This window comes from Alkalimonas amylolytica (genome assembly GCF_900107845.1).
GTDB lineage: Bacteria > Pseudomonadota > Gammaproteobacteria > Enterobacterales > Alteromonadaceae > Alkalimonas > Alkalimonas amylolytica.
The window spans coordinates 166,356-186,943 of record NZ_FNRM01000005.1; the positions used below are offsets into that span (position 1 = coordinate 166,356).

The following is a 20,588-nucleotide window of genomic DNA, read 5'->3' on the forward strand; positions in this document are numbered from 1 at the left end:
AGGTTACTCCAGATTGGAGATAATGACTTCTACCCGACGGTTTTGCTGGCGGCCCTCGGCCGAGTTATTGCTGGCGACAGGCATATCCAGGCCTTTGCCAGAGGCATTAAGCCGGTTACCGGCTATACCCTCGGCCATCAGAAAGGATCGCACGGCATCGGCCCGGCGCTGCGATAACACCACATTGGAGGCGGCAGAGCCGACACTGTCGGTATGCCCTTCAATCAAGGCGGTACGCTCCGGATGTGCGGTTAAAAACTGGGCAAGCTTTGCCAAATGGCTACTGCTGGCGCCTTTCAGGCTGGCCTGGCCGGTATCAAACAGCACATCGCCTAAGGTAACGACCAAGCCCCGGTCCGTCGGCCTGGCATTGAGCTCATCAATTTGAGCCCTTAACTCAGCCGTGGTGGCGGCTGAAGCTGCGGCTTGCTGGCGGGCACTCTGAGCATCCTCCCGAGCGCTGGCTGCCTGCAGCCGGGCCCTGTCTTCCCGGCTGGCCGCTTGCTCGGCTTGTTGTCTGGCTTGAGCTGCATCCGTGCGGGCACCAGTGGCATCAGCCCTGGCACTGGCTGCTTCGCGGCTGCGCGCTGCCAGTCGTACTTCATCGCGCTGCTGACTTAAGCCGGCTCGCTGTGCTTCCAACTGGCGGGTTTGCGCCTGGGTTTGGGCCAGGGCTACTTTCCGCTCAGCCAGCAGCACCCGATGGTCTGCCAGCGCTTTATCTTTTTCTGGCCGCTCAGCGGCGACCACGGCCAGCTCTGCTTCTTTAATGGCCAGCGGCGCTAATACTGCCAGTTGAGGGTCAGATTGCAGCTGAGTCAATTGCTGACGCACATTGGCGGCACCATCCGGGCTTTGTGGGGCACTGGAGCAGCCGGCTAACAATACTGCAGCCAAACTCAGGCTCAGCAGGGATTTGCGAAAATAGAAGGGGGGTGTTCATGGTTTTACTCCTGATGGATTGCGCTGCGCTTCCTGCTTGACTGCTTCAATGCTTTGCAGCATATCTTGATTGACCTCCCTGGCTTTGAGCAGCTCCGCCCTGGCCAGTGCCAGCTCGGCACTGAGTTGTGCTTGCAGCGCTAAACGCTCAGCCTGGGGCATATCTTTGGCCGTGATTGCCGTGCGGGCAGCCACCAGCTCCTGACGGGCGGTATTCAGTTCAATGCTGGTATAGCGTGTCACCTGGGCCCGTTCAGCCACGCCAATAGCACGCTCAGCGGCCGCCAATTCAGCACTGGGGGGTGGTTGTGAGGTAGCGCAGGCGCTGATTAGCAGCAGTGTACTGCCGATGAGCAGCCAGCGCAGGCCAGGACGCACTGGCCAGAATGCCTTGGTTGCTTGTGAGTTGTTAATGTGACATTTCATGATTGGCTCCTACCAAAGAGGGACTGGTGCAAAAGTGCGCCCAGCACTAGGTTAGCTGGATAAAACCGCCTTATCTGTACGTTGACGCGCATAGTATTGATGATTCACTCGTGGGTTGAGCGCTGCTCCTTGCGGTATTTTTTGCATCCATGTGCCCTGACAAGGGCTGTTGGATCCGTCATACTAAGGCCACGCTATTGAAACCAGGAACTCCTATGGACGATGCTCAGCTTGATCAAGCACTCTTATTTGAAGTGATTGAAAATCAATTGGCCGATCGCTACCCAAAAGAAACCACTGAAACCCTGATGCGGCTGCAACTGACCGGGCATAGCCGTGAAGACGCCATTGAACTGATGGCGTGTGCTTTGGCGCCAGAGATGGAGGCGGTGATAGAACGCAAAGAAGCTTTTAATTTACCCCGTTATTGTGCGCATCTGGCGTTGCTGCCCGATACGCCCTGGCTGAGCTAGCAACCTTCCCCGTCGCCATCCCCCCAGGTTGGCGTTCTGTCATGCCTTTGTCTATAGTTAGCTGTGTAACCGCTGGCTGTTGTCTTGCACTGAAGAGAGTGCGTCTGCTAAAAAATTCTGATGATCAGGAGCTTTTTTATGATTCGTTCAATGAAACTGGGCGTGCGCTCAGCTTTGGCTTTTGGCTTGGTCGCCTTGCTAGCTTTGCTACTAGGCTTGAATGCTATTCTACAGATGGAGCGTGTTGAGGGGATTACTGGTCAGTTGGTGACAGTTGATTTTAATGCTGCTAACGAAGCAGGCAATTTACGCCGTGATTTAATGGCGTTGATTCTGCAATCGCATCGTATTCGCACGGCTGAAGATGTCAGCGAACGACGCGGGCTGTTGACGGAGGCGGAAGACTTGGACCGGCGTTATCAAAGCGGCAGTCAGGCCCTTAGTGCTTTGCTACCTGACGGGCAGACACAAGCAGCACTGCGCGCTGCGGAGCAGCAATTTCAACGCTATCAGCAAAGCTTCCAACAATTGATACAGCATGTGGAGGCTGGCCGAACAGTCGAAGCCAGACAGCTTCAGACCGGTACGTTACGCCAGCAGGCGGATGAGTTAATGGTCGCGATTGATAGCCTGGAGGAACGCATTCGTGCCAATGCTGCTGCGACCGAACAGGAAGTGGTGCGGGTCTCCGATCAGGCCCAGCAATTGTTGGGGGTTGGCTTGGTGGTTGTGCTGTTGCTAAGCGCCCTTTTTGCCTGGCTTTATAGCCGAAGCATCATAGGTCCAATGCAACAGGCTGTGACCTTGGCGGAAACCATTGCCCGCAATGATTTAACCCTGCAGTTTGACGTCGAGGGTAAGGATGAGCCTGCCGCTATGTTACGCGCTTTGCTGGCTATGCAACAGAGCTTAAAAGAGGCGCTCAGTCATATTGGCCAGTCGGCCAGTCAGCTGGCATCCACCTCTGAAGAGCTGAGTGTGGTGACCGAGCAATCCACCGCCAACCTGCATACCCAAAGCAGTGAGTTGGAGCAGGCCGCGACAGCGGTCAACCAGCTGACGGCCGCTATTGAAAATGTGGCGCAAAGCGCCGCTGAAACCTCGCGCGAGTCCGATGCCGCTGAAGCGGCCAGCAAGCAGGGGCAGCAAAAAGTACAACAAACCATGCAGACCTTAAATACCCTGGTTAGCGGCATAGAGAATAGCCTGAGCGGTGTGGAGTCGCTGGCAGGTCGGGTCAAAGATATTGGCTCTTTGCTGGATGTGATTCGTGCCATTGCTGAGCAAACCAACTTATTGGCATTGAATGCGGCGATTGAAGCGGCAAGGGCTGGTGAGAGTGGCCGCGGTTTTGCGGTGGTGGCGGATGAAGTCCGGGCCCTGGCACACCGGACGCAGGAATCCACCAAGCAAATTGAGGCCATGATCAATGCAGTGCAGCAAGAAACCAACAGCACGGTCCAGGCCATTAGTGAAAGCAACGAGCAGGCGGTAAGTACCATGCAGGCGGCGTCGGAAACCGAAGAAGCTATCCAGCAGGTGACGGAGGTGATTGATAATATCAACCAGCAAAATGCGGCTATTGCTGCTGCCGTTGAACAGCAATCCATGGTCTCGAAAGAAGTGGACTCGAATTTGACCACGATTCAGGATTTATCCACCCAAACAGCGGCTGGTGCCAATCAAACCAGCGCTTCCAGTCAGGAGTTGGCTCGGGTGGCGGAAGAGCTGAACAACCTGGTCGCGGAATTTAAAGTGGCTTAGAGCCACATCCAGGAGATACCCAGGCCCCACTGGGTATCTGCTATATCACCAGATAAGCGCTTCAAAATGAAGCTATCCAACTGAAAGCCTGCACTGGGTCGCCATACCAGGCCACCGCCAACCACTGATGCGGAGTCATCGCCAAACCAGATGCCAGTTTCGACAAAAACAGTCACATCCGATGCGACTGGGGCACCATAGGTGGTGGCCAGAAACCAGCTGCTGCTACTGCGGCTGCCCTGCCATTGCAACATTATATCTGCGGCATGCCCATCTGCCCATAAATCCCAGCTAGTCACCAGTCCTATATCGACAGCATTGCTGGATTCGGTAAACTCCCGTTGACCGGTCCCCAGTTCAATACCAGCCTGCAGGGCCACGGCATCTGCGGCAAACCAGGGTGCCAGCGTCGGCGACGCATCGTAGCGAGCGCCTAGCCGGGCGTCACTGTAGCCTGATTGGGTGTGACGAACATCGCCCTGTCGGACCCGTTGCCGGATGTAAGGCGCCATTTCCAGTTGCAACTCCCACTGTGGCATCAAACCATAGCGCAACATGGTATGAAGCTCAGTTTCCTGGCTGCGAGTCTGCTCACGGTTGCTAAAGCTTACCTCTGGTAAACCCAGCTCAATCGACCAAGCGCCAACCGGAAGCACCGATGGAGCAAACAAAATGCCAGGGCGGTCAAAATCCGGCCACTCATCCGCAGCCAGGCCGCAGCAAGTAAAGACGGCTAAACTTAGCCAGAGCATCTTGATCATATCAGCGTTCTCCGGAGTTCTTTTTGTTAACTATAGACCACTTCAGGTGCGTTAAAATGATGAAAGCCGTGGTCTATTAGCCTATTTCGGCGTGATATTTACTATTTTAGAAATTACTTACAATTTAAGTCATTGATTTTTTTTGTTTAAATTTTTGGCTTATTTTTTGCCTGCTAACCAAGTGCATTGGCAGCCGATGGCTGCCCTGATCAATTAAAAACAAGAGGAAAGCATAATGTGGAAATTAGGTATCGCCGTTTTGGCACTGAGCTCTGGTTTGGCAATGGCCAATGAACGCTGTGCCTACAGCGCAGAGCGAACACTTAAGCTGTCGGATGTGCAGCGCTTGCAGCTGACCATGGCGTCCGATCAGCTGAAGCTGACTGGCAGCACTGGCAACGAAGTACAGGTGCATGCCCGGCTGTGCGCTTCATCGCAAAAACGGCTGGATGAATTGCAGCTGGCAAGCCGGCAACAGGGCCAGTCCACCCAGTTGCAGTTGTTGCCTGAGCGGCGCTCCAATCAATTTAGTTCAGGCCTCTTTGGTCGGGGTGGCAACTATGGCTGGTTCGATTTAACCCTGCAGGTGCCGGCGGCCATGCTGCTGGATCTGACGGTCAGCTCAGGTTCGGCCAGTATTGAAAACATTGCCGGTTTAGAGCTGGTATTAAGCTCTGGTCGGGTGCAGGCCAGCAAGGTCGCTGGCCCGGTCAGCAGTACCGTCTCCAGTGGTCAGTTCACCCTGGCCGATGCAGGCCCGGTACAGTTGAATGCACTGTCGTCTGGTCAGGTGTCCCTGCGTCAGGTCGGCGCTGTGCAGGCAAGCAGTGTCAGCTCGGGCCAGCTTAGCATTGAGCGCGCTGCCGGTGATGTGTCGCTGAACAATTTGAGTTCAGGGCAGATCCGGGTCAGTGATGTGCAGGGCTCGGTCAGGGTTGACCGCATTAGTTCCGGCTCGGCCCGGGTCAGTGATGTGACCGGCGACGCGGCCTTTGGCTCCATTGGTTCTGGCAGCATCCGAGCAGAGCGCATTGGCGGTGATTTAAGCCTGGATCGCAAAGGCAGTGGTTCGGTACGACATCAGGAGGTGCGTGGCCAGGTGCGTTTGCCATCCCGCTAAATGGACATCAGGCCAGGCAGCGCTATGCTGCCTGGCAATTTGTTTCGGCTTTATCCATACTTAGGCTCCGATTTTTTTATTTGGCAAAGCTATGGTGCGATGGCTATTGGCTCTGGTGATGTTCAGCGCCACTTCACTGCAGGCAGAACTTTGTCTGCTCAAGGTGCAGGCGCAGCATTTTCCTCCGCGCTTTATTAAGCTGGAATCGGCCACCGGCGAGGTGGTATGGCAAGGCTTTAATGCGGAGTTGTATCAGCAGCTGGCTGAGCGGATGGGCTGTCAGCTGGAGCTGTTGGAAATCCCCTTTGGCCGGGCCATGCAACTTTTGGCAGAGGGTGAGCTCGGCATGATGAGCAATGTGTCGAAAAATGCAGAGCGCGCCGAGTTTGCTCACTTTATTGGTCCGGTTAGCACCGAGCGCACTATGGTGGTAGGGGATCGCTCCTTACGTGGTCAGGTGAGCAATCTGCAACAATTGGCTGAGATCGATGGGCACATAGGCCTGATGCAGGGGGTGTTTTACGGCCAGGAATTTGCCAATGAGCTGGCGCAGAATCAATCGCTGCAAGAGCGTCTGGCTTATGTTGGCACCAGTCAGCAAAAGTTGGATTTACTGCTGCGTGGCCGGATACAGCTGACCTTTGAAGACAGTCTGACACTGCAGCAGCTGTATCAACAGCAGGTGTTGGATGAGCAGGAACTGGTGGCGCTTTTTACCTTGTATGAAAGTCCTGTCTACCTGGCGGTCAGCAAAGCTGCATTTGATGAAGACCGTTTGCTCCAGTTGCAGCAGGCCTGGCAGCAACTGGTGGCCGATGGCACCTTAGCTGGCTTACAACAACGTTACTTCTCAGCTGTGGAATCGCCTTAACTATGTTCGGGCCAGCAGGGCGAGCTTGGTCAGTCATGCATCGGTAATTTCCCCAAAACAGTGCAAATATTTCGTTAATTTGACTCTGCATACGTATTCATCTTGTTTACCTGCACCAGCTTGGCCATAACAGTATGGCTCTGTGCAAACTTTAAACACAGAGATCGTGAGGCCTGTTTAGTACAGTTGGTGGCGTCTGGAGACGCAGGGGGTAACAGCAAGGACAACGTCGTGGGACGGCAAGGCATGATGCCGGGTAGTACAACTACAGGCCGGAAATAAAACCATTTATTTTCAGGTAAAACCATGCAAAAAACAGCCAAAACTTCCATCTGGCAGAGGATGCGCCACAGCGCCATTGCCTTATCCGCACTCAGCTTATCCTTTGGCCTGCAGGCCAGCGAGTTGCCGCAAATCCCGCCGCAGCAGATCAACAACACCATGTATCAGGCGTTTTACTGGGATGCCTACCCAGGCCTTTGGGCCAATTTACCGGCCATGGCGGCCCCTTTGGCCGAGCGCGGCATTACCTCGATGTGGCTGCCTCCAGCCGCCAAGGGTATGAATGGTACTTTCAGTGTCGGTTACGATGTGTACGATTTCTGGGATCTGGGCGAGTTTTACCAAAAAGGCACCACCGCAACCCGCTATGGCAGTCGCCAGCAGCTGCAGCAAGCGCTGGCTGCACTGGACCAACTGGGTATTCAGGCCTATTTTGATGTGGTGTTTAATCACCGCATGGGCGCCGATGCACAGGAGCACATCCCCGGTTTTGGTCTGGCCTGGACCGAGTACCATCTGCAAGGTCGGCAGGCACATTATACCCAGCAAAATTGGGGCTACTTGTGGCACGACTTCGACTGGGACTGGACCGCGTTTAATGGCTCCGACAATCAGCTCTACCCCGGCAAATGGTGGGGCAATACCTTCCACTTTCCTTACCTGATGGGCGAGGATGTCGATTACAACCGCTTTGAAGTGCAGCAGGAAATGAAAGCCTGGGGTGAGTGGATCATCAACCACGTTGGCTTTAGCGGCTTTCGGATGGATGCCATTGCCCATGTCGATACCGACTTTACCCGCGACTGGATCAATCATGTGCAGTGGGCTACCAGCGAAGACGTGTTCTTTGTGGCGGAAGCCTGGGTCAGTGATATCAACGGTTATCTGGATGCCGTCAATACGCCGCACTTACGCGCCTTCGACTTTAATCTGCGCGAAGATTTTGTCGCCTTAAGTAGTGGCAGCAAAGATATGCGTTGGTGGGGTGGTCTGGTCAATAGCCAGCACCGCGATCGAGCGGTCACTTTTGTCGATAACCACGATACCAGCCGGGCTGGTAATCCTTATGGCATGCCGCAGGTGATCAACTACAAGAACCAGGCCTACGCTTACATTCTGCTGCGTGAGCATGGGGTGCCCACCGTGTTTGCCCGCGATTACGACGAGTTTGGTATGGCAGCAACGCTGGATAAACTGATTGAAGCGCGCCGTTACTTTGCTTATGGCCCCGGCCATGAATACTCCGGCAATACCGAGGCGGTCTATGCTTATGTGCGGGAAGGGTTAAGTAATGTACCCGGCACAGGACTAGTGATGCTGATGTCGGGTCGTAACTGGGGTGGCCAGCAGTCTTTTAGCATCAACAGCCACCAGGCCAATACCACCTTCTATGATTACACCGGCAATGTCGCTGGCACGGTGACCACCAATGCGCAGGGTTATGGCAGCTTCCCGGTCAATATGACGGAAAGTACCGGTTGGTCAGTCTGGGTACCACAATCCAGTGGTGGTCCGCAGCCGGGATCCATTACCCTGCGGATGACCAAGGATGTTGGTTATGGCTATTCGTTGTTCTTTACCGGCAGCAGCCCGGATCTCACCAACTGGGGTGCTGGTATTGAAGGCACCTGGACCAGTGGCCATGTGTGGGAAGTGACCATCCCGGATCCGGGCAACTTTGAATGGAAAACCCGCAAAGGCCCAACCGGTGGCAGTGGTCAGGACTGGGAAAGTGGCGGCAACCACAACCAGAACAATTTGCATCCCAGTTTTAATGGTGGCTTTTGATAGAACAGGTGGGTAAAACAACAAGGGCGTAATCTTTTGCATTACGCCCTTTTCTTGGGAGGCAGGTTGTGCTTTTGTGCTCTTACCCTGCCGTTAAAAAAGTCCGGTAACTCTGATTATCACTGACCAAACGGTATTCATAGCCCAGGGTGTTTAAATGCTCGGCGATGTCATGGTGTTCCGCTACTTCAAAGCCTGCCAGCACATCGCCGGTGGCGGCGCCGTGGTTGCGGTAGTGAAACAGCGTGATGTTTTGGTGCTCGCCCAGCGTATTCAGGAAGTTCATCAACGCGCCCGGGTATTCCGGGAAGCTGAACTGATACACCTGCTCGGTCAGCGGTCGCGGCGGCAGGCCACCGACCATATGGCGCACATGCAATTTGGCCAGCTCATCGTCGGATAAATCCAGAAAGTCGTAACCGGCATCCTGCAGTGCCTGCTTGACAGTATTCAGCTCCTGCAGCCCATGACGCAGTTTGATGCCGACAAAGATATGCGCTTTGTGATCGCTGGCGTAGCGGTAGTTAAACTCGGTGATGGCGCGCCCACCCAAGGCTTGGCAGAAGCGCCGGAAGCTGCCTTTTTCTTCCGGAATAGTGACGGCCAGCACGGCTTCTTTTTTCTCACCCAGCTCGCAGCGCTCGGAAACATAACGCAGGGTATCGAAATTCAGGTTGGCACCGCTTAATACGGCTGCCAGCTGCTGGTTGGGCTGGCAATCGCTGTGCTGGCTGTATTTTTTTAACCCTGCCAGCGCTAGCGCACCAGCCGGCTCGGCGACCGCCCGTAAATCATCGAAAATATCTTTGATGGCGGCGCAGATTTCATCGCTGCTGACGGTGATGACTTCATCGCAAAACTGCTGCGCCAGCTTGAAGTTTTCGCTGCCGATGCGTTTGACTGCCACACCATCGGCAAACAGGCCTACCCGCTCCAGGGTCACTGGTACGCCGGCTTTTAATGCTGCCTGCAGGCAGTTGGCATCATCCGGCTCGACGCCAATCACTTTGACATGGGGCAGTACGGCCTTGATGTACACCGCCATACCGGCGAGCAAACCACCACCACCGACCGGAATAAACACCGCATCCAGCTGGTTGTGCTGGGTTAACAGCTCTTTGGCTACGGTACCCTGCCCTGCGATGACATCCGGATCATCAAACGGCGGGATATAGATGGCACCTTCTGTTGTAGCCAGCTCGATAGCAAAACGATTGGCTTCGTCAAAGCCGGTGCCGTGTTGCACTACATTGCCACCCAAGGCTTTGACGGCAGCCACTTTTATTTCAGGTGTGGTGATAGGCATGACGATAGTCGCTTGCAAGCCCAGCTTGCTGGCCGACAGCGCCACGCCCTGGGCATGATTACCGGCCGAAGCACAGACCACCCGTGCATCCGGGCTTTGTTGCTTTACTTTGTGCAGCTTATGAAAAGCGCCACGTAGTTTAAAGGAGTACACCGGCTGCTTGTCTTCGCGTTTTAACCACACCTGCTGCCCGAGTCGCTGGCTCAGTTTGGCCATCGGTTGGGTCGGGGTTTCCACCGCCGCCTGATACACCGGCGACAGCAAAATCTCGCGCAGATACTGCTGCATCACATCGGTATCTGCCGGGGCGGGTTGTGCTGTTGCCAGGTTATTCATTGCTACTCCGTTGACTTAATAACTGCTAACTACTTTTTGACTGTTTTTTCTCGCCGCCTCACCCATGTCGCAAGCACAGACAGGCAGCAACACGTGGGGACGGGGTAAATACCTCCCTGTACCCTCTTGTCCGGCATCCATGCCGTACAGGCCCCGCTTAGTTGCTGCCTGTCTGCGCTATGCAGAGCCTCGGCTTCTTTTCAGTCGCTACACAGGGCTCGCTGGCGAAGACCACAAGCTGCTAAACAAGGCGTCTATAGCATGGATGCTGGAGCCGAGCCTACAGGGATGTATTCACGGCGTCCTTGTGTGCAGCTTGTGGTTGCAGCTTACTCCGATGTTGTTACCTGTCTGCGCTTTGCTGGGGACTAGCCTTCCAGCTTGGACAAATCCCGCACCGCGCCCTTATCGGCACTGCTGGCCAGCATGGCGTAGGCTTTGAGTGCATTGCTGACCACGCGCTGCCGATCCAGCGGTTTCCAGGCCTTAGCCCCTTTCGCCTCCATCGCGGCGCGGCGCTCAGCGAGTTCCTCATCGCTGATGGCAATGGCAATTTTGCGACCTGGGATATCAATCTCAATCCGATCGCCTTCCTGCACCAGGGCTATGGCGCCACCACTGGCTGCTTCCGGCGAGACATGGCCAATGGACAAGCCGGAGGTGCCACCGGAGAAACGACCATCGGTGATCAGGGCGCAGGACTTGCCCAGCCCCATCGACTTCAGATAGCTGGTTGGGTACAGCATTTCCTGCATGCCAGGACCCCCTTTCGGGCCTTCGTAGCGGATAATCACGGCATCGCCGGCCACCACTTTGCCGGCCAGAATCGCTGCAACGGCTTCGTCCTGACTTTCAAAGATCCGCGCCCGGCCGTTGAATACCAGGCATTCTTCATCCACCCCGGCGGTTTTCACGATGCAACCATTGGGTGCCAGATTGCCGCTCAGTACCGCCAGACCACCGTCCTGTGAGTAAGCGTTTTCTTGACTGCGGATGCAGCCTTGCTCGCGATCATCATCCACGCTTGGGTAGCGGCAGCTCTGCGAAAAGGCCTGGGTGGTACGGATACCGGCCGGGCCGGCCATGTAAAATTGCTTCACCTTGTCGTCCTGGCTGGTTTTGATGTCCCATTTGGCCAGTACATCAGCCATGCTACCACCACAAACATGGCCGGTGCTGGGGTCCAGCAGGCCGGCGCGGTTTAACTCGGCCAGAATACCGATCACGCCACCGGCGCGATGCACATCTTCCATATGGTATTTCTGGGTGGAGGGCGCCACTTTGCAAAGGTGCGGTACCATGCGCGACAGCCGGTCAATATCGGCCATGCTGAAATCCACCTCGCCTTCCAGCGCCGCAGCCAGCAAATGCAGCACGGTGTTGGTGGAGCCGCCCATGGCGATATCCAGCATCATGGCATTTTCGAAAGCGGCCTTGTTGGCAATGCTGCGTGGCAAAGCGCTGGCATCGTCCTCTTTGTACCAGCGGTTGCACAATTCCATAATGCGGTAACCGGCCTGCACAAACAGCTCTTTACGATCAGCATGGGTGGCCAGCAAGGAGCCATTGCCGGGCTGGCCTAAGCCCAGCGCTTCGACCAGGCAGTTCATCGAGTTGGCGGTAAACATACCGGAGCAGGAACCGCAAGTTGGGCAGGCGCTGCGCTCTATCGCTTCGCTGTCGCTGTCGCTGACGGATGGGTCGGCCGCCGACACCATAGCATCGACCAGATCGAGCTTGATGATCTGATCCGATAGCTTGGTTTTACCGGCTTCCATTGGCCCGCCGGAGACAAAAATCACCGGTACATTCAGCCGCATGGCAGCCATCAGCATGCCGGGGGTGATTTTATCGCAGTTGGAAATACACACCATGGCATCGGCGCAATGGGCATTGACCATGTATTCGACCGAATCGGCGATCAGTTCGCGCGACGGCAAGCTGTACAGCATGCCGCCATGGCCCATGGCGATGCCATCGTCCACCGCTATGGTATTGAACTCCTTGGCGATACCGCCCGCTTCGGCGATGCTGGCGGCGACCAGTTTGCCCAGATCGCGCAGATGCACATGGCCGGGGACAAATTCACAAAAAGAATTCACCACCGCGATGATGGGTTTGCCGAAGTCGCTGTCTTTTACGCCGGTAGCGCGCCAGAGCGCCCGGGCTCCAGCCATATTTCTGCCTTCGGTGACGGTGGCGGATCGTAGTTTTGGCATTGCGTGGATACTCCCTGATGCCTGGTGGCATCGTTAACATTAGCAAAAAAATTTACATCAGGCTCGTAGCGAAGCCAGTTGCTCGCTGTGCAGCTCCAGTTGTTCGACATCGACCAGTTTGTTCAGCTGGCTGGTCAGCAGATGAATGGGCTTGTCGCTGACAATCGACAGCGTCACCAACAGGCCCGCCTGGCTACCCTGAGGTTTCATTTCCAGCCCGGTTAGTTGAAAGCCGCGGTAGCGGATGACCTGCAGCAAACGCTCCAGCACTACCGTCTGGTTTTTGGTATGGATGGTCAGTACATGGTTCATTGCGGTCTCTCCGTTAGCATGTCTTCATTGGCAGCCCCAGGTGGTACCAGTGGCCAGACGTTGTCCTGTTCATCAATCCGTACATGCAGCAAATAAGGGCCAGGCCAGGTCAGCATGGCCTCAAGCGCATCCGCGACTTCATCTTTGCGGGTAATGGTGTGGCCCGGTATCGCAAAAGCAGCCGCCAGAGCAACAAAATCCGGGTTGTCCGACAAATCTGTTTCGCTGTAACGCTCATTGAAGAACAGCTGCTGCCACTGTTTCACCATGCCAAGACGCTGGTTGTCCACCACCACGATTTTGACTGGCAGGCGAAAGCGCTTGATGGTACCCAGCTCTTGCACATTCATCATAAAGGAACCATCGCCACTGACCGCCAGCACCGTATCCTGTGGCCGGGCCAGCTTGGCTCCGATGGCGGCCGGCAAGCCAAAGCCCATGGTACCTAAGCCACCACTGCTTAAATGATTGCGCGGGTGATTAAAGCGCATATGCTGTGCCACCCACATCTGATGCTGGCCGACATCGCAGCATACCACGCTGTTATCCGGCAGCCGGTCGCTTAGCTGCTTTAAAAACAGTGGCGCATAAATGCGTTCGCCCGGATGATCGTAACGCCAGCCGTGCTGCTGCTTCAGTGCCAGGCAGTGCTGCAGCCAGGGCTGGCAGTGAGTGGCTGTACTGATGGCTGGCAACACCTGTTTCATATCGCCCAGCATGGCGCAGTCGGGACGACGCAGTTTATTGATTTCGGCCGGGTCGATATCCAGCTGGATCACTCTGGCATGAGGCGCAAAGCTGTCCAGCTTGCCGGTCACCCGATCATCAAAACGGGCACCCAGACAAACCAGCAAATCGCATTGTTGCACCGCCAGGTTAGCTGCCTGGGTGCCATGCATGCCCAGCATGCCCAGGTAATAGGGATTGTTGTTGGCCACTGAGCCCATGGCTTTTAAGGTGGTGACCGACGGCATGGCACTTGCGGCTAAAAACTGCTGCAGCTCGGCGATGGCATCGGCCATATGTACGCCACCGCCTATGTAAGCTATCGGCTTTTCGGCGGCTGCGATCAGCGCGCGGGCTTGCTGCAGTTGGGCAGCGGCGACTTCCGGTAGTTTATCTTCAGGTACGCCTGGCACCGGCTTTAAACTGCAGGCCACCTCGGCCAGCTGAATGTTTTTTGGAATATCGACCAATACCGGGCCGGGACGGCCACTTTGTGCCAGGGCAAAGGCCTGATGGAGGATGTCTTCCAGCGTGTCGATGTGCTCCACCAAAAAACTGTGTTTGGTCACCGGCAGGCTTAAACCCAGCACATCGATTTCCTGAAAAGCATCGGTGCCCATCACGCCTTGCGCTACCTGGCCGGTAATGGCAACCAGCGGCACAGAGTCCAGCAGTGCATCGGCCAGGGAGGTGATCAAGTTGGTAGCGCCGGGGCCAGACGTCGCCAAACAAACGCCAACTTTGCCAGAGCTGCGGGCATAGCCAATGGCGGAAAAGGCGCCACCTTGTTCATGCCGGCACAGGTAATGCTTGATTGGGCTTTGGTAGATGGCATCGTAAATCGGCATGATAGCACCACCGGGGTAGCCGAATATGCTGTCTACCCCGTGCTGCTCCAGCACTTTCATCACCAACTCTGCGCCTTTCATTGTGTTTCCTCTGCACTGTTTGAGCCCGCTTTTTGCAAGGCCCGGAAACGAAAAAACCCCCGGTCCTTGCGGAGCGGGGGTTTTTTGGAATCTGGTTATTTAGCTGGTAAATTCCAAACGCAAGCCCCCGCAGCGACTAATAATCACCACGACTACGAGGACAATAATGTTCAGAACGGTTGCTAAACGCATCTTGTAATTCTTCACTAACTCTAACGGTTAATTGGGGCTGTGGTGAAAAACCACGCCAGTTGCCTATATAAATAGCCGTCTATCAGTCTGAAGTCAACGTTTTTTTGATTTCGCTTGCCAATAAGCGGAAAAAAAAGCGTATTCGACGATTTGCACCCCATCCGCAGGCCAGAGTACACTGCAAGCATCGGTCATTTATTTGGGTTGCAGATGGATCAGTTAGAGCTGTTTGAACTGCCTAACCCCTGCATCGGGGTCTGCGAAAGCGATAACCGCGGTTATTGCAAAGGCTGCCTGCGCTCGCGTGACGAGCGCTTTAACTGGCCACAAAAACCGGTAGCAGAAAAAGCCCGTATTTTAAAGTTGCTGGCGCAGCGCCGGAAACGGCGAGAACAAAAAAGCGGTGGCAGCGAGGCTGGATATGGCCCCGCTACCGAGCTGGATTTATTTGATTAAGTGACTGTTCAGGCTTTTTTATTAATTAAGCTCAGTAAAAACAATAACACTACCGCACCAATGGTGGCCATAATCAAAGTGCCTAGCAGATTAGTTGGCCCAAGCCCTAGTGCAGAGAATACCAGGCCGCCGATAAAGGAACCAATCACACCGACCACGATATTAACAATCAGGCCAAAGCCGCGGCCCTTCATCAATTGCCCGGCCAGCCAGCCGGCCAAGGCTCCGATTAATAAAAAAATAATGAAGTTCATGCAGTTGTCCTCGTTGTTTTCTTTATTCTAGCTGTGATTTGGTAAAAGTCACATCGTTACCAATATCGACTGTAGGACAGTGACCATCGTGTAGCGTTCTGGGTATTATCTAAGGAGAGTCGGATATCCCAGTCAGGGCTCTGACCAAAGCGATTGTGCCAGCGATACCAGCCATAACTCTGATGATTGGATAGGGCGTAAGTATTCCAGCCCAACTCCAGTTGGCTTCGCCAGCCTGGATGGATATCGATAATAGCACCAAGCCTGCCAACAGCGCTCACCAAGTTAAGTTGTTCTCCGGCAGGGTGAAGCCGTCCATCCAGCAGAGCATAGACAATTCCATGCTCTTGGAAGCGAATGGCTTTTCCCAAACCACCTTCGGCATAGAGGTGCCGGCAATCCGAACAGTTTCGGGTCAGTGGCCGGTAGCCAATTGCAACTTTCCAGGCAAAACCAGAGTCGGCAGGTAAGCCGGTGGTGGATAAATTCATTTGCTCGATGCGTAGCAGCTCAAACTGTTGGATGACGAAACGTTGCCCTTCTCTTGCCAGCGTGACATCAAACATGCCTAACCCAGAAAAAGGTGGCTGCCCTGTTTGAGCGGTCAATAAGTCGTAATAGGCCGCCCGGAATCGCATGCTGGGTATAAACTTATCGCTTTTAGACGAAGCTTGTAGTTGCCACATGGAAGGGCGCGTACTTTGATGAGGAAATTGCTCTGGTTGTGGAAATGGCGCTTGTGGTAATACTGGCAGCATTAGTCTGGTTTGCAGCAACCCTTGCTTTTTTTGCTGAATGATTTCAGGCTCACCCAAATAAGCGAATTCTACATAGTCGAATAAGGCTTCCAATACTTGTGCTTGCTGCTCTGGTGATGGCAGTGGATCTAACAAACTATGCACTTTGAAGTCATTCTGGATAATGGCCGCAACGGCTTGTTTTTGAGCAGCATTCAGTTGCTGATACTTCTGGTAGAAGCGGTGTTGTCTGGATGGGTGGAGTTTGATTGCGCTGATCAAAGGCTGCCCATGTTGTTCTATGACGGAGAGAGCGTGAAATACGGAAATTGGCATGGCCCAGGGTTGCAGGTCTGGTTTTAACCGGGCATCAATAATCAACTCCAGCAATTGAGCCATGCGAAAAGCACAATTTTCTTTAAGGAAATAATAGGTATGGTGTCGCCCAATCAACTCCCAGGCGTGGTAGGTGAGTTGCAAGACTTCACCATCTGTCAGGTTTAACTGATATTCCCATAAGTCTCTAAGCTCATGCTCACCGTACGTTAACGAGTTTTTATAAAACTCACCGTACGAGAAGGTGGACTGATAACCGCCAAAAAGTCCTTTGATAATGTAGGCAACTGGATTCTCCTGGTCTGGCACTGCCGCACCATAATTTAGGCTTTGATGCTGCAGATAAGTCTTGCTAGGGTTGCTGCTGTTTAATTTTAGCAGGATATGCCCGTAGAAAGATGCCGGGTTTCCCAAATAGCCGCTGGCAAATACCAGACTGACGGAATCAAGTTGCTCTGGCTGTGCCCACTGCTCAAAGAGCTCGCACTTTGTAGCTGGACGAGCTTGTGCAAAGCCAGGAAGTTGTTGCTCTAGCCAATGAGTGCGGGCGATAAAACGGCAGCTTGCATGAGCATTATGATCGTCACCGGGCTGGCTGAGTATGGCTTCAATGGTTGCCAACAGTTCTGTTTCAGGGTTAATAGCACCGTCTTTAGCCAGAAAAAACTCTGGGTCCAGCAGTTCGCTTTTTACGCGCTGTTTATGAATGCGACTTTTTTTGTAATGCAGCAATGCATGCCAATAAGGCGATTGATAAAGTTGCTGCTGACTTGCCTGCTGTTGGAAGTGTTTGTGTGTGGCACCAGTGGCGGGTGTTAACCAGCCAGCTAAGAATAACAGAAAGATATGAAGAAAAGCCCGCACAAAGCGGGCACATTGAGTAGCAATCAATTTAGATGATCGTGCACTGAGCGGCGTAATTCTGTTGAATGGTTGCTTCTAGCTGCAGGAAGTAACTTTCAGCTTTTGCTTCAGTGTTCAGATCCAAATTCGAGCGCATGTCACCGATCAAGCCAGGATGAGCTGCTGCTTCACAACCCATCAGGTTCAATACGGTAGTTAGGTGAACACCATCACCAATCACAGTTTCTTCTTCCACCTGTGCAATGGTGTCCTGTAAGAATTGAGCAGCAGCGACGCGTTGGCCTTTGCAAGACTCCTCAGAAGAGATTTTTGAAGAAATAGCTGTGGTGCCTAAGTCCCAGATGATGTTTGAGATGGCGGCAGCTGCACCATTGTCATCAAAAATCATGGCGCCAATACCACAATGCTTCCAAGGGTTAATCGATGAATCAGCTTGTACCGTTGGAGCAGTGCTAACTGCTGCAGTGACTAGAGCAACAGCAAAAAAAGTTTTTTTCATAAGATCTCCATAATCATTATTATTGTGCACTTGGCGCCGGCAAAAATACTGAAAGATAACAATTTAGTCAATATGGTAAATAAGCAATTACTGAGTTTATTTTCCTTTGATTTGCACCTGGTCTTTCTCCGCCTCCGTCAACAACCGGTACTCTCCTGTCGCTAAATCCTCCGGCAACTGAAAATCACCGATTTTTTCACGGTGCAGGCGCACCACTTTGTTGCCAAGGGAGGCGAACATCCGTTTGACCTGATGGTAACGGCCTTCGTGGATGGTGAGCAGGGCTTCGCGCTCGGCGATGACTTCCAGCTCGGCGGGCAGGGTGGGATCTTTCTCACCGCGCAGCAGTACGCCTTCGGCAAACTGGACTGCGGCATCGGCAGAGATGGGATCGGCCAGCCAGACCCGGTAGGTTTTCGCGACATGATGTTTTGGCGAGGTAATGCGGTGCAGCCACTGGCCATCGTCGGTGATTAGCAGCAGGCCGGTGGTATCCAGATCCAGCCGGCCCACCGGGTTGAGTTTCTCCAGTGCCGGCTCATCCAGCAACATCATCACCGTTGGGTGCTCTGGATCATCGCTGGAGCAAACATAACCGGCTGGCTTATGCAGCACCAGATAGCGTGGTCCGGGCAAGCTTAGCTCATTGTCGTCCAGTGCTACACGGTCTGCTGCCGCCAGTTGCTGCGCCCCTTGCTTGCACAGCTCGCCATTGACCAGTACCCGGCCCTGGCGAATGACTTTGGTGGCCTGCGAGCGGGTCAGGCCGGTGCAGTTGCTGATAAATTTATCCAGACGCATAGTCAGTTTGTTCTGTATGACAAAAGAAGCCTAGTTTACTGAAGTGAAGCATACAAAGCAGCCGGAAAATGTTTGTTCAGGTTCAATTAAGCTCAAAACGTTAGGCTAGAAGCTGATTATTCCTCCGGAGGATGCAGCATGCGTTTCCCTTTAGTGGTATCAGCAGTGGCTACTGCTTTGAGTTTTTCATCGGTCGCCGGTGACTGGCCAGGCCATCGTTTTGTTGAAGCCAGCTTTTTATCCTTTGAAGATAAATTTGAAGACGAGCGCAATGACTACAGTGGCTATGGCCTCAAGGGCTCCTTTTTAATCAACCAGCATTTATTTATTGCCGGTGAGTACAGCCGGGTTGAGGATACCGTCCGCTTTTTCGATGGTTACGATAATTATCGGGTGTACAATCGAGCCATCGGCCTTGGCGTGATTACTCCGGTGGCGCCAAATACGGTGTTGGATTTGGCAGGTTACTTCGGTAGTTATCGGCTGGAAGATAAAATAGTCGAAGGAAATGTGATTTTTCTGGACCGGGATAAATACGACTACCTGAAAGCCGAAGCGACGCTACGCAGCATGATCACACCGCAGGTAGAGCTCTATGGTCGTTTAGGGTACGAGTTTCTGGATGAACCCAGATTGGTGGATAAAAACCAGTTTACCCAGGCCGTTGGCTTGCACTACTTTGTAAGCCGCAACCTGTCTTTTCTGGCGGAGTTTGAGCGCGGTGATTTCTTAGGTGGCACCTACACTCAGGGTCGCTTAGGCGCACGCTTCAGTTTTTAAGGGCTGAAGCGCGCGCTGTCGCAGCTAAAGCGCGGACACCAGAAAGTTGGGGTTAAGCAGTTGCTCGCGCTGGTAAGGGGCATCGCCCAACCCTTCAAATTCAACGCGAGCACCGGCCTCTTCGGCCACGATATGGCCAGCGCCGGTGTCCCATTGCATGGTGGGGCCAAAACGCGGATAAACATGGGCGCTGCCTTCGGCCACCAGACAAAACTTCAGCGAGCTGCCTACCGGCACCATCTCGTAGCTGACAAACTGCTTTAGGTAATCAGCCAAATCCGGGCTTGGATGGCTGCGACTGCCGACCACCCGGATGGGTTCATCTGGCCGAGGCTGGCTCACATGAATCGAATACTGTTCCCCCTGGTGTTGCACCAAAGCGCCTTCACCTTTTAGCGCTGCCCAGGTTTTTTGCAGCACCGGAGCATGCACCACTCCTAGCACGGGTTTACCCTGCTCAATCAGTGCAATATTGACCGTGAACTCGCCATTGCGCTTAATAAATTCCTTGGTACCATCCAATGGATCAACCAGCCAGAAACGCTGCCAATGCTGGCGCTCTGGCCAGGGTGTGGCGGCCGCTTCTTCCGACAATACCGGAATGTCCGGGGTGAGTTGTGCCAGCCGGTGGCTGATCACCTGCTGAGCGGCTAAATCGGCATCGGTCAGTGGTGAGTCGTCTTGCTTGGCCTGAATGCCTTGCGCCGTTCTATCGCGCTGATAGACTTCTAAAATGGCTTCACCCGCTTGCTCAGCCAGCTGGATAATTTGTTGCAGCAGTAACTTCATCGACTTACTCCCATCAAACCGCCGTTGTTGGTTTGATCCAACCACGCTCAGCCAGCAGTTGCAACAGTTGGTTGATGCTGTCGGCTAATTCGCTGGCTGAGGTGTCGATCACCAGATCTGGTGCTGCTGGTGGCTCATACGGATCGGAGATGCCGGTAAAGTGGCTGATCTCACCCTTGCGGGCTTTTTGATACAGGCCTTTGACATCACGCTGCTCGCATACCGCCAGCGGGGTGGCGATGTAAACTTCCAAAAAGGAATCAGCCGGCACCAGGCTGCGTACAAACTGACGTTGGCTGCGATAAGGCGAGATAAAAGCACTGAGTACCAGCAGGCCGGCATCCACCATCAGGCCGGAAACCGCCCCCACCCGGCGCAGGTTCTCGGTGCGGTCTTCGGCACTAAAGCCCAAATCGGCGCACAGGCCGTGGCGCACGTTGTCGCCATCCAGCAAATAAGTGTGAAAGCCGCACGTTGCCAGCGCCTGCTCCAGCGCATTGGCCACGGTGGACTTGCCGGAGCCACTTAAGCCGGTAAACCAGATCACACCACTGCGGTGGCCAAACAGTTCGGCACGTTGTTCACGGTTGGTGTGGTGTTGTTGCCATACGATATTGTCAGTCAT

At 54.0% G+C, this 20,588-nt stretch carries 20 protein-coding genes; 7 read left to right on the plus strand and 13 right to left on the minus strand.

Features of this window, described 5'->3' with window-relative positions; all coding sequences use genetic code 11:
* Positions 1–3 precede the first annotated feature (3 nt).
* Together BLW37_RS11175 and BLW37_RS11180 are read right to left on the minus strand one after the other, a co-directional pair.
* Positions 4–897, minus strand: a complete 894-nt coding sequence (locus BLW37_RS11175) for an OmpA family protein (RefSeq protein ID WP_245785707.1) — start codon at positions 895–897, stop codon at positions 4–6.
* A gap of 42 nt (positions 898–939) precedes the next feature.
* Entirely contained in the window at positions 940–1,368 is a 429-nt protein-coding gene (locus BLW37_RS11180; protein WP_245785708.1) for a DUF4398 domain-containing protein, read from the minus strand.
* Between the two features lie 215 nt (positions 1,369–1,583).
* On the opposite strand from BLW37_RS11180, the gene BLW37_RS11185 reads away from it, so the two are divergent.
* Together BLW37_RS11185 and BLW37_RS11190 are read left to right on the plus strand one after the other, a co-directional pair.
* Entirely contained in the window at positions 1,584–1,841 is a 258-nt protein-coding gene (locus BLW37_RS11185) for a hypothetical protein (RefSeq protein WP_091342898.1), read from the plus strand.
* Positions 1,842–1,979: 138 nt separating this feature from the next.
* Entirely contained in the window at positions 1,980–3,605 is a 1,626-nt protein-coding gene (locus tag BLW37_RS11190; RefSeq protein WP_171907605.1) for a methyl-accepting chemotaxis protein, read from the plus strand.
* Here BLW37_RS11190 and BLW37_RS11195 read toward each other — a convergent pair.
* Entirely contained in the window at positions 3,602–4,366 is a 765-nt protein-coding gene (locus BLW37_RS11195; protein ID WP_091342901.1) for a transporter family protein, read from the minus strand. The genes BLW37_RS11190 and BLW37_RS11195 overlap by 4 nt on opposite strands.
* A 235-nt stretch (positions 4,367–4,601) precedes the next feature.
* On the opposite strand from BLW37_RS11195, the gene BLW37_RS11200 reads away from it, so the two are divergent.
* The 3 genes from BLW37_RS11200 (at position 4,602) to BLW37_RS11210 (ending at position 8,427) form a co-directional block, all read left to right on the plus strand.
* Positions 4,602–5,486 carry a DUF4097 family beta strand repeat-containing protein gene (locus tag BLW37_RS11200; RefSeq protein WP_091342903.1) on the plus strand — a complete coding sequence of 295 codons (885 nt, stop codon included), beginning with the start codon at positions 4,602–4,604 and terminating at the stop codon, positions 5,484–5,486.
* Between the two features lie 91 nt (positions 5,487–5,577).
* Positions 5,578–6,357 (plus strand): substrate-binding periplasmic protein, encoded by a 780-nt coding sequence (locus BLW37_RS11205; protein WP_091342905.1) that lies wholly within the window; start codon positions 5,578–5,580, stop codon positions 6,355–6,357.
* 306 nt (positions 6,358–6,663) lie between these two features.
* A complete protein-coding gene (locus tag BLW37_RS11210) occupies positions 6,664–8,427 on the plus strand; it encodes an alpha-amylase domain-containing protein (RefSeq protein ID WP_091342909.1) in 1,764 nt (587 codons plus the stop codon).
* A gap of 82 nt (positions 8,428–8,509) precedes the next feature.
* On the opposite strand, the gene ilvA is transcribed toward BLW37_RS11210, so the two are convergent.
* The 4 genes from ilvA to ilvG all read right to left on the minus strand — a co-directional run bounded on the left by ilvA (position 8,510) and on the right by ilvG (position 14,255).
* A complete protein-coding gene (gene ilvA, locus BLW37_RS11215) occupies positions 8,510–10,069 on the minus strand; it encodes a threonine ammonia-lyase, biosynthetic (protein ID WP_091342911.1) in 1,560 nt (519 codons plus the stop codon).
* Positions 10,070–10,437: 368 nt separating this feature from the next.
* Complete coding sequence (gene ilvD / locus BLW37_RS11220) at positions 10,438–12,288, minus strand: dihydroxy-acid dehydratase (RefSeq protein WP_091342913.1); 1,851 nt, start codon at positions 12,286–12,288, stop codon at positions 10,438–10,440.
* 57 nt (positions 12,289–12,345) lie between these two features.
* Entirely contained in the window at positions 12,346–12,600 is a 255-nt protein-coding gene (gene ilvM, locus BLW37_RS11225) for an acetolactate synthase 2 small subunit (RefSeq protein ID WP_091342915.1), read from the minus strand.
* Positions 12,597–14,255, minus strand: coding sequence for an acetolactate synthase 2 catalytic subunit (gene ilvG / locus BLW37_RS11230; RefSeq protein ID WP_091342917.1), 1,659 nt, complete (start codon positions 14,253–14,255; stop codon positions 12,597–12,599). The genes ilvM and ilvG overlap by 4 nt, the downstream gene beginning before the upstream one ends.
* Positions 14,256–14,657: 402 nt before the next feature.
* Between ilvG and BLW37_RS11235 the strand changes: the two genes are divergently transcribed.
* Positions 14,658–14,903 (plus strand): DUF1289 domain-containing protein, encoded by a 246-nt coding sequence (locus tag BLW37_RS11235; protein ID WP_091342918.1) that lies wholly within the window; start codon positions 14,658–14,660, stop codon positions 14,901–14,903.
* An 8-nt stretch (positions 14,904–14,911) separates the two neighbouring features.
* Here the strand turns inward: BLW37_RS11235 and BLW37_RS11240 are convergent, their stop codons facing one another.
* The 4 genes from BLW37_RS11240 to rsuA form a co-directional block, all read right to left on the minus strand.
* The gene (locus BLW37_RS11240) at positions 14,912–15,157 is read right to left on the minus strand and encodes a GlsB/YeaQ/YmgE family stress response membrane protein (protein ID WP_091342920.1); all 246 of its coding nucleotides are present in this window, start codon (positions 15,155–15,157) and stop codon (positions 14,912–14,914) included.
* Between the two features lie 56 nt (positions 15,158–15,213).
* Entirely contained in the window at positions 15,214–17,121 is a 1,908-nt protein-coding gene (locus BLW37_RS11245; RefSeq protein WP_171907606.1) for an Lnb N-terminal periplasmic domain-containing protein, read from the minus strand.
* 1 nt (position 17,122) lies between these two features.
* Positions 17,123–17,593 (minus strand): DUF3015 family protein, encoded by a 471-nt coding sequence (locus BLW37_RS11250; RefSeq protein WP_091342924.1) that lies wholly within the window; start codon positions 17,591–17,593, stop codon positions 17,123–17,125.
* Positions 17,594–17,689: 96 nt separating this feature from the next.
* Entirely contained in the window at positions 17,690–18,394 is a 705-nt protein-coding gene (gene rsuA / locus BLW37_RS11255; protein ID WP_091342926.1) for a 16S rRNA pseudouridine(516) synthase RsuA, read from the minus strand.
* Between the two features lie 138 nt (positions 18,395–18,532).
* Here rsuA and BLW37_RS11260 point away from each other — a divergent pair, with 138 nt between their 5' ends.
* The gene (locus tag BLW37_RS11260; protein ID WP_091342928.1) at positions 18,533–19,174 is read left to right on the plus strand and encodes a hypothetical protein; all 642 of its coding nucleotides are present in this window, start codon (positions 18,533–18,535) and stop codon (positions 19,172–19,174) included.
* Between the two features lie 24 nt (positions 19,175–19,198).
* Here the strand turns inward: BLW37_RS11260 and cysQ are convergent, their stop codons facing one another.
* Positions 19,199–19,963: a 3'(2'),5'-bisphosphate nucleotidase CysQ gene (cysQ, locus tag BLW37_RS11265; RefSeq protein ID WP_091342930.1), complete on the minus strand. Its 765-nt coding sequence runs from the start codon at positions 19,961–19,963 to the stop codon at positions 19,199–19,201.
* Between the two features lie 13 nt (positions 19,964–19,976).
* Positions 19,977–20,588 carry an adenylyl-sulfate kinase gene (gene cysC / locus BLW37_RS11270; RefSeq protein WP_091342932.1) on the minus strand — a complete coding sequence of 204 codons (612 nt, stop codon included), beginning with the start codon at positions 20,586–20,588 and terminating at the stop codon, positions 19,977–19,979.